At 54.5% G+C, this 15,429-nt stretch carries 9 protein-coding genes; 3 read left to right on the top strand and 6 right to left on the bottom strand.

Annotation, left to right across the window (positions count from 1 at the left end):
* Positions 1-13 precede the first annotated feature (13 nt).
* The gene (gene clpA / locus ACI2I2_RS05460; protein WP_330984285.1) at positions 14-2,290 is read left to right on the top strand and encodes an ATP-dependent Clp protease ATP-binding subunit ClpA; all 2,277 of its coding nucleotides are present in this window, start codon (positions 14-16) and stop codon (positions 2,288-2,290) included.
* Positions 2,291-2,358: 68 nt separating this feature from the next.
* Here clpA and ACI2I2_RS05455 read toward each other — a convergent pair whose 3' ends face one another.
* From ACI2I2_RS05455 to trxB, 6 genes are all read right to left on the bottom strand, one after another.
* Positions 2,359-4,272 (bottom strand): tyrosine-protein phosphatase, encoded by a 1,914-nt coding sequence (locus ACI2I2_RS05455; RefSeq protein WP_404656973.1) that lies wholly within the window; start codon positions 4,270-4,272, stop codon positions 2,359-2,361.
* A gap of 274 nt (positions 4,273-4,546) precedes the next feature.
* Positions 4,547-4,765 carry a translation initiation factor IF-1 gene (infA, locus tag ACI2I2_RS05450; protein ID WP_001040187.1) on the bottom strand — a complete coding sequence of 73 codons (219 nt, stop codon included), beginning with the start codon at positions 4,763-4,765 and terminating at the stop codon, positions 4,547-4,549.
* A gap of 274 nt (positions 4,766-5,039) precedes the next feature.
* Positions 5,040-5,744 carry a leucyl/phenylalanyl-tRNA--protein transferase gene (gene aat / locus ACI2I2_RS05445; RefSeq protein WP_404656972.1) on the bottom strand — a complete coding sequence of 235 codons (705 nt, stop codon included), beginning with the start codon at positions 5,742-5,744 and terminating at the stop codon, positions 5,040-5,042.
* A 38-nt stretch (positions 5,745-5,782) separates the two neighbouring features.
* Positions 5,783-7,504, bottom strand: a complete 1,722-nt coding sequence (gene cydC / locus ACI2I2_RS05440) for a cysteine/glutathione ABC transporter ATP-binding protein/permease CydC (RefSeq protein WP_404656971.1) — start codon at positions 7,502-7,504, stop codon at positions 5,783-5,785.
* Positions 7,505-9,271, bottom strand: coding sequence for a cysteine/glutathione ABC transporter permease/ATP-binding protein CydD (gene cydD, locus ACI2I2_RS05435; protein WP_404656970.1), 1,767 nt, complete (start codon positions 9,269-9,271; stop codon positions 7,505-7,507).
* A 114-nt stretch (positions 9,272-9,385) separates the two neighbouring features.
* Positions 9,386-10,354, bottom strand: a complete 969-nt coding sequence (gene trxB / locus ACI2I2_RS05430) for a thioredoxin-disulfide reductase (RefSeq protein ID WP_330984291.1) — start codon at positions 10,352-10,354, stop codon at positions 9,386-9,388.
* Positions 10,355-10,903: 549 nt separating this feature from the next.
* Between trxB and lrp the strand changes: the two genes are divergently transcribed.
* Both lrp and ACI2I2_RS05420 read left to right on the top strand, forming a co-directional pair.
* The gene (gene lrp, locus ACI2I2_RS05425; protein ID WP_000228469.1) at positions 10,904-11,398 is read left to right on the top strand and encodes a leucine-responsive transcriptional regulator Lrp; all 495 of its coding nucleotides are present in this window, start codon (positions 10,904-10,906) and stop codon (positions 11,396-11,398) included.
* Positions 11,399-11,518: 120 nt separating this feature from the next.
* Positions 11,519-15,379 carry a DNA translocase FtsK 4TM domain-containing protein gene (locus ACI2I2_RS05420; protein ID WP_404656969.1) on the top strand — a complete coding sequence of 1,287 codons (3,861 nt, stop codon included), beginning with the start codon at positions 11,519-11,521 and terminating at the stop codon, positions 15,377-15,379.
* Positions 15,380-15,429 lie beyond the last annotated feature (50 nt).

Genomic DNA, 15,429 nt, shown 5'->3' with positions numbered 1-15,429 from the left:
GGGGGAGGTGCCTATGCTCAATCAAGAACTGGAACTCAGTTTAAACATGGCTTTCGCCAGAGCGCGCGAGCACCGTCATGAGTTTATGACCGTCGAGCATCTGTTGCTGGCTCTGCTCAGCAACCCATCCGCCCGCGAAGCGCTGGAAGCCTGCTCCGTGGATCTGGTGGCGCTACGTCAGGAACTCGAAGCCTTCATCGAACAAACCACGCCGGTTCTGCCTGCCAGCGAAGAAGAGCGCGACACTCAGCCGACGCTCAGCTTCCAGCGCGTATTACAGCGTGCCGTTTTCCATGTGCAGTCGTCAGGTCGCAGCGAAGTGACCGGGGCGAATGTGCTGGTGGCCATTTTCAGCGAGCAGGAGTCGCAAGCGGCTTATCTGCTGCGCAAGCATGAAGTGAGCCGTCTTGATGTGGTGAACTTCATCTCCCACGGCACGCGTAAAGACGAGCCGAGCCAGTCTTCCGATTCCGGAAGCCAACCCAATACCGAAGAGCAAGCAGGCGGGGAGGATCGTATGGAAAACTTCACCACCAACCTCAATCAGCTTGCTCGCGTGGGCGGCATTGATCCGCTGATTGGTCGCGACAAGGAGCTTGAGCGTGCCATTCAGGTGTTATGCCGTCGCCGTAAAAATAACCCGTTGCTGGTCGGTGAATCCGGCGTCGGGAAAACCGCCATTGCCGAAGGGCTCGCCTGGCGTATCGTGCAGGGCGACGTACCGGAAGTGATTGCCGATTGCACACTTTACTCACTCGATATCGGTTCGCTGCTGGCGGGCACCAAATATCGTGGTGATTTTGAAAAACGCTTCAAAGCACTGCTCAAACAGCTGGAGCAGGATACCAACAGCATCCTGTTTATCGATGAGATCCACACCATTATCGGTGCGGGGGCGGCATCGGGCGGCCAGGTGGATGCGGCTAACCTGATTAAACCGCTGCTTTCCAGCGGCAAGATTCGGGTGATTGGCTCGACCACCTATCAGGAATTCAGCAATATTTTCGAAAAAGACCGTGCTCTGGCGCGTCGCTTCCAGAAAATTGATGTGACTGAGCCTTCCGTGGAAGAGACCGTGCAAATCATTAACGGTCTGAAACCGAAATACGAAGCTCACCATGACGTGCGCTACACCGCCAAAGCGGTGCGTGCAGCGGTTGAGCTGGCGGTGAAATACATCAACGATCGTCATCTGCCTGATAAGGCTATTGACGTGATTGATGAAGCAGGCGCCCGTGCGCGTCTGATGCCTGTCAGCAAACGCAAGAAAACCGTCAACGTGGCGGATATCGAGTCTGTGGTGGCACGCATCGCGCGTATTCCAGAGAAGAGCGTGTCGCAAAGCGATCGTGACACGCTGAAAAATCTGGGCGACCGCCTGAAAATGCTGGTCTTTGGTCAGGATAAAGCCATTGAGGCTTTAACCGAAGCCATCAAGATGAGCCGTGCCGGGCTTGGGCAGGATCACAAACCTGTCGGTTCCTTCCTGTTCGCCGGGCCAACCGGGGTCGGGAAAACCGAGGTGACGGTCCAGCTGTCGAAAGCGCTGGGTATTGAACTGCTGCGCTTCGATATGTCCGAATACATGGAACGCCATACGGTGAGCCGCCTGATTGGTGCGCCTCCGGGTTACGTTGGTTTTGATCAGGGCGGTTTGCTGACAGATGCGGTGATTAAGCATCCTCACGCGGTGCTGCTGCTGGATGAAATCGAGAAAGCGCACCCGGATGTCTTCAACCTGCTGCTGCAGGTGATGGATAACGGAACGCTGACCGACAACAACGGCCGCAAAGCAGACTTCCGCAACGTGGTGCTGGTGATGACCACCAACGCCGGGGTGCGTGAAACGGAGCGTAAATCCATCGGCCTGATCCACCAGGATAACAGCACCGATGCGATGGAAGAGATCAAAAAAATCTTCACGCCGGAGTTCCGTAACCGTCTCGACAACATTATCTGGTTCGATCACCTCTCTACCGAGGTTATCCATCAGGTTGTCGACAAGTTCATCGTGGAACTGCAGGTGCAGCTTGATCAGAAAGGGGTGTCGCTGGAAGTTAGCCAGGAAGCCCGCAACTGGCTGGCGGAAAAAGGCTACGACCGCGCAATGGGCGCACGTCCAATGGTGCGTGTGATTCAGGACAACCTGAAGAAACCGCTCGCCAACGAACTGCTGTTTGGTTCACTGGTGGACGGCGGTCAGGTGACGGTGGCCCTGGACGCGAAGAACAACGCGCTGACGTATGACTTCCAGGCTGCGCAAAAACGCAAAGCCGAAGCCGCACACTAAGTTTTCTGATGTGATACAAAACGAAACCGGGCAATCGCCCGGTTTTTTTATGCCTGATGACCGTCGGTTCAGAAGGCGACGGCCACATCCAGTAAACCGGAAACCCCATCGCTGTGCGTATCGGCTGTCAGATAGTTGACGCGAGTATTCACAGTCACATTGCGGTAGCTGGCGGCCAGTTGTAATCCGGCTTTATAGAGATTTTTGCTGCCAAAAGCTGACGTTTGATCAACGCCAAAGCCATACAGCGTGCCGTGGCTGGTGGAGGATTGATCATTCAGCATACGTTCATAACCGAGCGCTATGCCCGGTTTCAACGTCCAGCTACCTGCCTGCTGTGGCAGAATTGAGATGCCTAAATCGGCGGTCAGGCTGGTCTGGGTATCATTGACGCCCGCCATATCCAGCGCCAGTTCGCTGTCGCGCTCTTTGAACCCATCGATATTCAGATGCGTCACCTGAACCCCTATTGCCGGGTCGAGGCTTAACGTTGAAGCGCTTGTCAGCCAGCCAACGGACGCTCGACCGCTGACATAGTGCCCGCTTGAGTCGCCATTGGCGGTACCGAGACCGCCACCCAGATGGCGTTCACTTTGGTAGTCGATATAGCCCGCACTGCTCTGTAACCCCATCCAAGGGCCATTATCGAGCGTGTTCAGGCCATAACGCGCCCCAAGGTTTAATGTCGTGGTGTTGGTTTTGACATTGCCATCTGCCGAAGAAACAGAGCCGTGGCTGTACCCGATACCGCCGTTGGCAGAAGTGCGGCCATCAAGGCGCCATGTCGCGCCGACTATTGCCCCGTTGGTATGTTCATTGCTGGAGCTGGCCTGCGTGCTGCCGTCGGTACCCAGATAACCCGAAAGGCCCTGTAACCAGACCAGAGATTGTTGCTCTTGCAGGCCTCGTCCTGAAATGACAGGTGCCAGCGCGTCATAAAGTTGTGAAGGCTGACGAAGCAAATAGCTTTCTGCGTCGGCATGAACCTGGCCACCGACTTGTTTTTCTACACCAGCTAAAGAACCCTGATCGATGGCGTTTTGCAGGAAAGAGTTGTAAGCGGTGTAACGACCGGAAAGAGGGGAATCCTGCAGGGCATTCAGCAAGCCAGCACCTTGTGCGGCGTTACCCTGAAATGCGCTTTCACCCGGCAGCGTTGCGTAGCGAACCATCTTACCGCGCAGGACGTAAATCGTTGCCTGATCGAGCCCCAGGCCTTCTTTCAGGTAATTATCCATTGAGCCATAGCTGGTGATGACCTGATCAAGCCCGGCCTGCAGCCAGTTGGCGCGTACGCCCATCAACGCCCCATAAGTGCCTTGCATTGAAGCTGGGAGCGCTGCAAGCGTCGCATTCACGCGCGCCGCAGTGTAATCGTTGGTGGCGAGATAGTTGGCCATGATATCGTTTTTATCAACGCCTGCGATGGTTTGCAGGACTGCGCTCACCCAGCCTGTGCGATCCTTTCCTGCTGTGCAGTGGAAGAGGGCGGCGTCGTCTGCTGAAGCCAGCTCCCTAAAGACTTCACCTAAACCCTGACGAGCGTAATCACTGGTGACGAAGTTACGTTCTCCGTCCTGCATCATGGCATCAACGTCGCTGACGGTCATTTTGCTCAGATCCAGCACAAAGGTGCCGCTATTGCCGATCAGGTCTACATTCACGTATTTGCTGTTGGCGGGCAGAGTATCGGCCTGAGCGGCCACTTCGGCCGGTGAGCGCAAATCCACCACGGTACTGATGTTCAGACTTTCCAGCACAGATAAGTCATCACCTTTTGGCGTAAGGGCATTGGAGCGATAGAAGACGCCGGTACGCATCACGCCATCGTTGGCAGTGGTATAGGCCGTCGTGATCCCCGCAACGTCGCGGAAGTTATCTATCCCCGAAAGGCGTGGGGTTGAGATTGCCTGGTCGTCTGCTTGTGCAGCTACGCAGGTGAAAGCGATGAAAAAAGCCAGAGGGCGAACCGAAAATTTCACAACACGACTCCTTGCCATTAAATGTTAACAAGGCGCGGAGTATAGGAACTGATTGTTACGTTTATGTGTCTTTCATTGGGTGCGCGGCATGAATTAAATTCAATAAGAACAGTGAGATATTGTTCATTGATGGAACTATAAAGCCGGGCTTATTGCTGTTTAATTCTGGGTTAACTTTTGGCGGGTTGGGAAGAGGTGATAGGTGAACAGAAATGAAAAAGGTCGGGAAGACCCGACCTTTCAGCATTCAGTTGCCCTTGGGGCTTGATTGCGATTAGCGACTACGGAAGACAATGCGGCCTTTGCTCAGGTCGTACGGGGTCAACTCAACAGTCACTTTGTCGCCCGTCAGAATGCGGATGTAGTTTTTACGCATTTTACCGGAGATATGCGCTGTTACCACGTGACCGTTTTCCAGTTCTACGCGGAACATAGTGTTAGGTAACGTTTCGAGAACGGTACCCTGCATTTCAATATTGTCTTCTTTGGCCATCTAGTCCTCTGGGGTATCACTACCGTAGTTTTGAACCGGCAAGATAATGCCGAAATTCACCAATTAAGTAAAGATTTACCCGTCATCTTTCCACTTTAAGCGTGGCGTAAGGGGTAAAAAGGGATCGTTTTTGCGTATTGCCCACAATCACACGCACACTCCGCATGACGAGTGCAAACGTTTAAGAGGGAGAGTCCAAACGAAGGCGGGGCAACAGGCAGAAACGACTTCCGGCACAATTATATCACCCTGACAAAAAATGTGCCGAAAACATTTACACTGTTGGCATAAACAGTGTGCGAGGTACCCAGAAATGCCCCGCAAGCGGCTGGGAACGGAGTGCTTCAAGGTGTTCAAGGTAGTCACGACGAGGGATTTCAACGGCACCAAGCGAAGCGGTATGACTGTTTAGCACCTGGCAATCCATCAGCTTACCGCCCTCGCGAGCAAATTCCTGACAGAATACCAGCAGCGCGCTTTTCGAGGCGTTCTCTGCCCGGCTGAACATTGACTCCCCACAAAACAATGCGCCTTGTGCTACGCCATACATGCCACCCACCAGTTCGTTGCCAAGCCACACTTCGACAGAGTGTGCATGGCCAAGCTCATGCAAGCGATGATAGGCGAGAACAATGCTTTCGGTTATCCACGTGCCTTCATCTCTGTCGCCAGCGCACCCCTCAATCACTCTGCCAAAAGCGTGATTTAACGTGATGCGATAGGGCGAAGATTTATGGAAGCGCTTCATACTGCGACTGACGTGAAATTCCTCCGGCCATAAAATGGCTCGGGGATCGGGTGACCACCACAAAATAGGATCGCCCGGTGAAAACCAGGGGAATATCCCACGCTGATAGGCCATCAGCAGCCGTGCAGGGCTGAGATCGCCGCCCAGCGCGAGCAAACCATTGGGCTCGCGCAGGGCACCTTCAGGGGAGGGGAAGGTAATCGAATGACGTGACAACTGGACCAGCCGCATACTTCACAACTCCACGCCTGATAATAGAGAATAGTAGTCTACAGACGCTGTCTGAACTGATAATAACGCCCCTGTTGGGCCAGCAATTCTGCGTGATTACCTTGCTCAATAATTTGCCCGTTGTCCATCACAATTATTTGGTTAAAACGCGCCAGTCCGCGCAGGCGGTGAGTGACCATCAGGACGGTTTTGCCCTGCATCACATCAGCCAGCAAATCAAGGATTTGGCTTTCCGTTGTGGCATCAAGCCCTTCAGTGGGTTCATCCAACAGCATCAGCGGTGCATCGTGCAGCAAAGCGCGAGCAATCGCCAGACGGCGGAGTTCGCCACCGGAAAGCTGACGGCCACCTTCGCCCAGCCAACTGTTGAGACCTGCATCTTCCAGTAACTTTTCCAGCCCCACGCGCGTGAGGATTGCGGAGAGCTGTTCGTCGGACGCTGACGGAGCGGCCAGCAGCAGGTTATCGCGAAGTGTGGCGCTGAACAGATGCACTCGCTGAGGGACGACGCTAACAGAACGGCGCAGCGTGGATTCATTCAGTGCCGCTATCGGCTGGTCATTCAGCAATAATTCGCCTTCTTGCGGGTCCCAGGCTCGGGTCAGCAATTGCAGCAACGTCGATTTCCCACACCCGGTTCGGCCCAAAATGGCGACATGTTCACCGGCATTCACCTGCAGGTTAATTTTGTTCAGTGCAGGTTGTGCTTGCTGGGGATAGCTGAAGCTAACGTTTTTCAGCGTCAGGCTAATGTGTTCTGCGACATCAGAATGCGCTTCCGGGAATGTCACTTCAGGCGACTGACTGGTCAGCTCCGTGACCCGTACAGCGGAGGCCATTACCTGGCCCAGATGCTGGAATGCTCCGGTCACAGGCGCAAGCGCTTCGAACGCCGCCAGCGCACAGAAAACAAACAGCGCAATCAGCGCGCCAGGCTGGCTGTTATCCCCCACGCCGCCTGCCGCCATCCACAGCATGGCGATGATAGCCGCCGCGCCAATCAACAGCATCACGGCCTGAGACAGAGCCGTCAGTTCCGACTGGCGACGCTGGGCTTCGTGCCAGTTGAGCTCGGTCTGTTCCATTTGCTCGCGGTAACGGTTACTGGCGCCAAAAATAGTGAGTTCTGCCTGGCCGTGCAGCCAGGATGTGAGCTGCTGGCGATACTCACCGCGCAGTTGCGTCAGACTCTCACCCGTAGGCTTTCCTGCACGGTAAAACAGCGGCGGAAGCACGAACAGGGTTAGGAGCATGATCCCGCCGAGGGTCAACGCGAGCGTGACATCGAGGAAGCTCAGGCCAAAAGTGACCACAACAATAACGACTAACGCGCCAATCAGTGGAGAGATGACGCGCAGATAAAGATGATCGAGCGTATCGACATCTGCAACCACACGGTTGAGCAATTCCCCCTGGCGAAAACGTGCCAGCCCGGCAGGGGAGAGGGGGAGAAGCTTACTGAAGGTGAACACTCGCAGATGTTGCAGCACGCGGAAGGTGGCATCATGGCTGACCAGACGTTCGAAATAACGGCCCGCTGTTCGGATGATGGCCGCACCACGCACACCTGCCGCAGGCAACATGTAGTTAAAACTGTAGGCACCCGCAAAGCCGACGACGGCCGAGGCCGAGAGGAACCAGCCCGAAAGGGTTAACAGGCCAATGCTCGCGAGGAGGGTGACTATCGCCAGCACAACGCCCAGCGACAGTAGCCATTTATGACGTTTATACAGCGCCAGGTAGGGAGCTAAGACACGCATTTAAATTTCCTCCTGACGATGGGCCAGCAAACGGCTGAAATGCCCTTGTGACTGCGCCAACTGCTCAAACGAACCTTGCTCAACAATCTTGCCCTGATCCATGACCCAAACGGCATCCCAGGCAGCGAGGTTCTCCAGTTGATGTGTCACCATCAGGGTCGTCTGGTTGGTCGACGCTTCGGTTAATGCCTGCATGACACGCTGCTCGCTGTGAGCATCAAGGCTGGCAGCCGGTTCATCGAGTAACAATAAACGGCAAGGCGACAGCAGCGCACGAGCCACAGCCACACGCTGAGCCTGACCAACGGAAAGTCTGGCGGCCTGATCGCCCACCGGCGTATCCATTCCCTGAGGCAGTTGGTCGATAAATTCGTTCACCCATGCTCGCTCCAGTGCATGGTGCAACTGCGCTTCGCTGGCATCCGGCGCGGCAAGCATCACGTTTTCGCGTAGTGTGGTTGCGGGGAGTTGCGGGTTTTGCCCAACCCAACTCAGCAGGCGACGCCAGGCCTCTGGCTCCAGCTCACTTAACTCTTCACCATTAATCTTTAATGAGCCTTCGTAAGGCAAAAAGCCGGCCAGCGTATTGAGCAGCGAGGTTTTGCCCGACCCGCTTTGTCCGACTAAAACCACGCGTTCCCCGGCTGTCAGAGTAAAGGCCAAGGGCCCCGCGAGCACTTTGCCTTCAGGTGATTTGATCACCAGGGCCTGAGCTTCCACGCTCACCATTTTGTTCTCGTCAAGAGTAAGGTGGCCGCGCTGAGGTTGTGCAAGCGGAGCTTCAAGGAAGGTTTTCAGGCTATCAGCGGCCCCAACTGCCTGCGCTTTGGCATGATAAAACGTGCCGAGGTCGCGAAGCGGCTGGAAAAATTCAGGGGCCAGAATCAACGCCAGGAAACCGGATAACAGCGTTACGGGCGTGCCGTAGCTGCCAAAATTAAGTTCGCCGAGATAAGAGAAACCGAAATAGACGGCAACTAAGGCAATAGAAAGTGAGGTGAAAAACTCAAGGACGCCAGAGGAGAGAAACGCCAGGCGAAGCACTTCCATTGTCCGCTGACGAAAATTCTCGGAGGCCTGACGGATATTTTCTGTTTCTGCTTCACCGCGACCGAAGATACGTAAAGTGTCCATGCCTCGCAGTCGGTCGAGGAAGTGACCGCTCAGACGTGCCAGGGCAAGAAAGTTTCGACGGTTGGCATCGGCGGCACCCATGCCAACCAAAGCCATAAACAGGGGGATCAACGGCGCTGTGCAAAGCAGGATTAATGCCGCGGCCCAGTTAGAGGGGAAAATCGCCAACACAATTAATAGCGGTACAGAAGCCGCGAGCGCCATCTGTGGCAGATAGCGGGCGTAGTAATCGTGCATATCGTCGATTTGTTCGAGGATAAGCGTGGCCCAACTGCCTGCCGGTTTTCCCTGAATCCAGGCTGGCCCCGCCTGCTGGAGCCTGTCCAGCACCGTTTTACGAATCTCAAAACGGATATGCTGCCCGGCATGAAAACCCACGCGCTCACGAAGCCAGACCACCCAGGCACGCAAAATAAAGACCAAAACAAGCATCACAAACGGCATGATCAGTGCTTCGCGCGGGATGTTCTCCATAATCATATGATGAAGCATGCGCGCCAGAAGCCAGGCCTGAGCGATGATCAGCACGCCGCTCACTGCGCCAAGCAGACGGGAAAGCATCAGCCAACGACGGGAAATAACACTTTGCTGTTTTAACCAGCGGGTAAGCTCTTGTTGACGGGTTTTATTCATTGCGCGCTTAGCAGGTGTCTTATAGGTGATTTTGGGCACGGCAATGTTACAACGAGGAAAAAATAAAGGCGACTTATCGTCGCCTTATTTACCTTTGTTACTGACTTGTAAAGATTATTTAGCCTGATCGGCCAAACCGTCCAGATAACGTTCAGCATCAAGGGCAGCCATACAACCTGTACCGGCAGAGGTAATTGCCTGGCGGTAGATGTGGTCCATTACGTCACCGGCGGCAAATACGCCAGGGATGCTGGTCTGGGTCGCATTACCGTGAATACCTGACTGGACTTTGATATAGCCGTTTTCCAGTTCCAGCTGGCCATCGAAAATGGCGGTATTCGGGCTGTGGCCGATAGCAACGAACAGACCTGCTACTTCCAGCGATTCAATGTTATCGCTGTTTTCGGTATCACGCAGACGCAGACCCGTCACACCCATCTGGTCACCGGTTACTTCTTCCAGTGTGCGATGCGTGTGCAGCACGATATTGCCGCTCTCGACTTTGTCCATCAGGCGCTTAACAAGAATTTTTTCAGCGCGGAAGGTGTCACGACGGTGAATCAGATGCACTTCAGAGGCAATGTTTGCCAGATACAGCGCTTCTTCTACTGCGGTATTCCCGCCGCCGATCACCGCGACTTTCTGATTGCGGTAGAAGAAACCATCACAGGTCGCGCAGGCAGAAACGCCGCGGCCTTTGAACGCTTCTTCAGAAGGCAGACCGAGGTAACGTGCAGAAGCGCCAGTTGCAATGATCAGTGCATCACAAGTGTACTCTCCGCTATCGCCAGTCAGGCGGAAAGGACGGTTTTGCAGATCGACCTTGTTGATGTGATCAAACAGGATTTCTGTCTCGAACTTCACCGCATGCTCATGCATACGTTCCATCAGCAGCGGACCGGTAAGATCGTTCGGGTCGCCTGGCCAGTTTTCCACTTCCGTGGTGGTGGTCAACTGACCGCCTTTTTCCAGCCCGGTAATCAGCACCGGGTGCAGGTTAGCGCGTGCAGCATAGACCGCAGCGGTATATCCCGCAGGTCCAGAACCAAGAATAAGCAGTTTACTGTGTTTGGCCGTGCCCATGAGATCCCCATAAATGTTGGCAGACAATGGGCGGGATTGTAGGGAATTTACGGAAGTAATAAAAGCGTTCAGGAATTTTGTTAACGATATGTGTAATAGAATCCACCGATGGATTGATGGATTTATCAGCAATGACCATAACTAAATCTACTGCCAATGGGGCGATTATAAGGAGATAACATGAGGATCAACCCCGGGCGATAATGAATATCTGGCATGTTGTACTAAAAATCGATGTTTTGCTTTGACAATCCCCTGTGCTTTTGCGAAAACAGGAAGGGAGAAAAAATCAGTGTTTGCAGTGTGGTGAATTTTTATGCACGCAAATGCCATTTTTAACCGGGTCAGCGTAATCAGCGCATGGTGTGGACAGACGCCATACGAGATAACGGTGACTGCCGCAAGGCAACGGCTTCTCAACACGTACCCATGGGTTATGCGTGACATCTGGTGACAGATGAACAGCGCAGACGGCGGGGGCAGGCTCTGAACAGTGAAGTGCACAGAGTCAAGACAGGAGTAGGGAAGGAATACAGAGAGACAATAATAATGGTAGATAGCAAGAAGCGCCCTGGCAAAGATCTCGACCGCATCGATCGTAACATTTTGAATGAATTGCAAAAGGATGGGCGAATTTCCAACGTTGAGCTTTCTAAACGTGTGGGACTTTCTCCGACACCTTGCCTTGAGCGTGTCCGTCGACTGGAAAGACAAGGGTTTATTCAGGGCTATACTGCGCTGCTGAACCCGCATTATCTGGATGCATCGCTGCTGGTTTTTGTTGAGATAACTCTGAATCGTGGCGCGCCGGATGTGTTTGAACAATTTAACGCCGCTGTGCAAAAACTTGAAGAAATTCAAGAATGTCATCTGGTTTCCGGTGACTTCGACTACCTGTTGAAGACCCGCGTACCGGACATGTCAGCGTACCGTAAATTGTTAGGTGAAACCCTGCTGCGCCTGCCGGGCGTGAATGACACCCGTACCTACGTGGTCATGGAAGAAGTCAAGCAGAGTAATCGTCTGGTTATTAAGACGCGCTAATACGGAACAGGTGCAAAATCGGCGTAAGTTGATTACACTCCTGTTAATCCATACAGCAACAGTGCCGGGGAGACCCGGCGCTGTTGTCCGTTTTAGCATCAAGGACCTGGAGAGCCTTTCTTGAGCCAGGAATACACTGAAGACAAAGAAGTCACCATTAACAGATTAAGCAGCGGGCGCCGACTTCTCGAAGCGTTCTTGCTTTTGTGTTCCCTTTTCGCCATCTGGTTGATGGCTGCATTACTCAGCTTCAACCCTTCCGATCCCAGTTGGTCACAGACCGCCTGGCATGAGCCTATTCATAATCTGGGCGGTCAGCCTGGTGCGTGGCTGGCGGATACGCTGTTTTTCATTTTCGGCGTGATGGCTTATACCCTGCCAGTGATGATTATTGGGGGTTGCTGGTTTGCCTGGCGACACCGAGCCAGCGATGAATACGTCGACTACTTTGCTGTCGCGCTACGCCTGATAGGCGTGCTGGCGATGATCCTCACAATGTGCGGCCTCGCGGCAATCAACGCAGATGATATCTGGTACTTTGCCTCTGGCGGTGTGATTGGTAGCCTGCTTAGCACGGCACTGCAACCGATGCTACACAGCAGCGGCGGGACACTTGCGCTTCTGTGCATCTGGGCGGCAGGGTTAACCCTGTTCACCGGTTGGTCATGGGTAAGCATTGCCGAGAAAATTGGCAACTGGATCCTCAATGTTCTTACGTTCGCCAGCAATCGCACACGCCGTGACGATACCTGGGTGGACGACGAAGAGTATGAAGACGAGTACGAAGATGAGCAGGATGACGCTCCGCGCAAAGAAGGGCGTCGCGCCCGTATTCTGCGTGGTGCTCTGGCTCGCCGCCAACGTATCGCCGAAAAATTCAGCAATCCGAGAGGCCGTCATACCGATGCTGCACTGTTCTCGGGCAAACGCATGGATGATTCAGAAACGGAAGTTCAGTACACCGCGCACGGCCAAGCGGCCGATGCAGACGATGTCCTGTTCTCGGGGAATAGTGCTGCACGCCAGCCGGACGTTGATGATGTCCTGTTCTCTGGCAACAGCGCGGCTCGCCCGCAAGTCTGGGATGAAACCGATCCGTTACTGAATGGTCATTCCATCAATGAACCTGTTGCCGCGGCCGCTGCTGCAACGGCTGCCTCTCAGGCCTGGGCTGCACCAGCAGATCCTGTCATGCAAACTCCTTCAATTCCTGGCGCAGGGGCAGAAATGACCGCATCGGGTGTTGAATGGCAAGCCGTGCCTGCGCCTCAGTCGCCTGAACCGGTTATTGCACCTTCACCAGATAACTGGCCGCCGCAAGCGCCTGCAGCAAAACCAGATTATGTGCAGCCAGAAGCTTTCCGCCAGCAGCCTTCTATCGAAGAACTGTGGCAGGAGCCAGTGCAGCAGCCCGCTGCGCCAGCGTGGCAGCAAGAAACGCACTATCAAACCGAACAACCGCATTATCAGGCAGAGCAGCCACAGTATCAGGCTGAGCCTGACTATGCGCCAGCGCCGGTTAATCCTGTTCCGCCTGCACAAGACATCGCGCCGGAACCAGAGGAAGAAGTCAAACCGCAGCGTCCTCCTCTCTATTACTTTGAAGAAGTGGAAGAGAAGCGTGCGCGTGAACGCGAGCAACTGGCGGCGTGGTATCAGCCAACGCCGGAACCCGCTACAGCGAAACCGTCTGCTATCCCAACCCCAACAATGCCTGTTGTTGATCCTGGCGCGGCAGTTGCACCGATTGCTGCCGGTGTGCATCAGGCAACTGGTGCCGCTGCGGCTGGTGCAGCAGCAGCGGCACCGCTGTTCAGTCTTGCCGAGGGTCCACGAACTCAGGTGAAAGAGGGGATTGGTCCACAGTTGCCGCGTCCTAACCGTGTTCGTGTGCCGACACGCCGTGAACTGGCATCAGCCTCCTTCGGCATCAAACTGCCTTCACAACGTATGGCAGAAGAACGCGCACGCGAACAAGAACGTCATCAGTATGACTCAGATGACCTGATGGGCGACGAAGAAGCGGCGCTGCAGCAGGAGCAGGACGAACTGGCACGCCAGTTTGCTGCCACGCAGCAGCAGCGTTACGGCGAACAGTACGAAGAAAACAACGGCACGCAAGAGGATGAAGAGAGTCTTGCTGAGGCCGAACTGGCGCGTCAGTTTGCTGCTCAACAGCAACAGCGTTATTCCGGTGAGCAGCCACAAGGCGCGAATCCGTTCTCTCCAGCAGATTTTGAATTCTCGCCAATGAAAACGCTGGTTGATGACACGCCTAAAGCCCCGCTGTTTACGCCGAGTGTGATGCCAGAGCAACAACCTGTTCAGCATCAACCTGTGCAGCCACAACAGCAGCATTATCAGCAACCTGCCCAGTATCAGGCTTATCAACAGCCGCAGCAGCCAGTGCCTCAGCAACCTGCTCCACAACCGCAGGAAAGTCTGATTCACCCGCTGCTGATGCGTAATGGCGACGATCGCCCGCTGCAAAAACCGACCACACCTCTTCCGTCATTGGATCTTTTGACTCCGCCGCCGACAGAAGTGGAACCGGTTGATACCTTTGCACTGGAGCAAACGGCTCGCCTGGTGGAAACACGCCTGGCTGACTTCCGTATCAAAGCGGATGTCGTCAACTATTCCCCTGGCCCGGTGATCACCCGTTTTGAGTTGAACCTGGCACCAGGTGTAAAAGCTGCGCGAATCTCTAACCTGTCACGAGATCTTGCTCGTTCACTTTCTACCGTTGCTGTGCGTGTGGTTGAAGTTATTCCAGGCAAGCCTTATGTGGGTCTGGAATTGCCGAACAAAAAACGCCAGACCGTGTATCTGCGTGAAGTGCTGGACTGCGCGAAATTCCGTGAAAGTCCATCGCCGCTGACCATCGTGCTCGGTAAAGACATCGCCGGTGAACCGGTTATTGCGGATCTGGGGAAAATGCCGCATCTGCTGGTCGCAGGTACCACCGGTTCCGGTAAGTCGGTCGGTGTGAACGCCATGATCCTCAGCATGCTCTATAAGGCGACACCGGAAGACGTGCGCTTTATCATGATCGACCCGAAAATGCTGGAGCTGTCCGTTTATGAAGGCATCCCACATCTGCTGACGGAAGTGGTGACAGACATGAAGGATGCGGCCAACGCTTTGCGCTGGAGCGTCAATGAAATGGAACGTCGCTATAAGCTGATGTCTGCGCTCGGGGTGCGTAACCTTGCGGGTTATAACGAGAAAATTGCTCAGGCGGCACAGATGGGCCGTCCGATTCCGGACCCATACTGGAAACCGGGTGACAGCATGGATGCCGTGCATCCGACACTGGAGAAACTGCCGTACATTGTTGTGCTGGTCGACGAGTTTGCTGACCTGATGATGACCGTGGGCAAGAAAGTGGAAGAGCTGATCGCCCGCCTGGCGCAGAAAGCTCGTGCTGCAGGGATCCACCTGGTTCTGGCCACTCAGCGTCCATCGGTTGACGTTATCACCGGGCTTATCAAAGCGAACATTCCAACCCGTATCGCCTTTACGGTATCCAGTAAAATTGACTCCCGTACCATTCTTGATCAGGGCGGCGCTGAGTCCCTGTTGGGTATGGGCGATATGCTGTATTCGGGCCCGAACTCAAGCGCTGCACCAACCCGTGTTCACGGCGCCTTTGTCCGCGACCAGGAAGTGCATGCGGTAGTTCAGGACTGGAAAGCGCGTGGTCGTCCTCAGTATGTCGATGGCATCACGTCAGACACAGAAAGTGAAGGTGGCGGCGCAGGTCTGGACAGCGGTGAAGAGCTGGATCAGCTCTTCGATCAGGCGGTGAACTTCGTGACGGAAAAACGCAAAGCGTCCATTTCCGGCGTGCAGCGTCAGTTCCGTATCGGCTATAACCGTGCGGCTCGCATCATCGAACAGATGGAAGCACAGGGCATCGTCAGCGAAGCGGGGCATAACGGTAACCGTGAAGTGCTTGCCCCACCGCCGTTCGATTAAACGCCACGATTGAAAAGTTGCGTAAATAGCCAAAATTTAAGTATTTTCTC

The organism is Scandinavium sp. NPDC088450 (assembly GCF_044900545.1).
GTDB lineage: Bacteria > Pseudomonadota > Gammaproteobacteria > Enterobacterales > Enterobacteriaceae > Scandinavium.
This window is presented reverse-complemented; position numbering and strand designations above follow the sequence as displayed.

What these genes read in the sequence shown, in the direction of transcription:
- lrp (WP_000228469.1), top strand. Translation starts at nt 10,904, where the DNA reads ATGGTAGATAGCAAGAAGCGCCCTGGCAAAGATCTCGACCGCATCGAT.
- infA (WP_001040187.1), bottom strand. Translation starts at nt 4,765, where the DNA reads ATGGCCAAAGAAGACAATATTGAAATGCAGGGTACCGTTCTCGAAACG.
- trxB (WP_330984291.1), bottom strand. Translation starts at nt 10,354, where the DNA reads ATGGGCACGGCCAAACACAGTAAACTGCTTATTCTTGGTTCTGGACCT.
- cydD (WP_404656970.1), bottom strand. Translation starts at nt 9,271, where the DNA reads ATGAATAAAACCCGTCAACAAGAGCTTACCCGCTGGTTAAAACAGCAA.
- aat (WP_404656972.1), bottom strand. Translation starts at nt 5,744, where the DNA reads ATGCGGCTGGTCCAGTTGTCACGTCATTCGATTACCTTCCCCTCCCCT.
- cydC (WP_404656971.1), bottom strand. Translation starts at nt 7,504, where the DNA reads ATGCGTGTCTTAGCTCCCTACCTGGCGCTGTATAAACGTCATAAATGG.
- clpA (WP_330984285.1), top strand. Translation starts at nt 14, where the DNA reads ATGCTCAATCAAGAACTGGAACTCAGTTTAAACATGGCTTTCGCCAGA.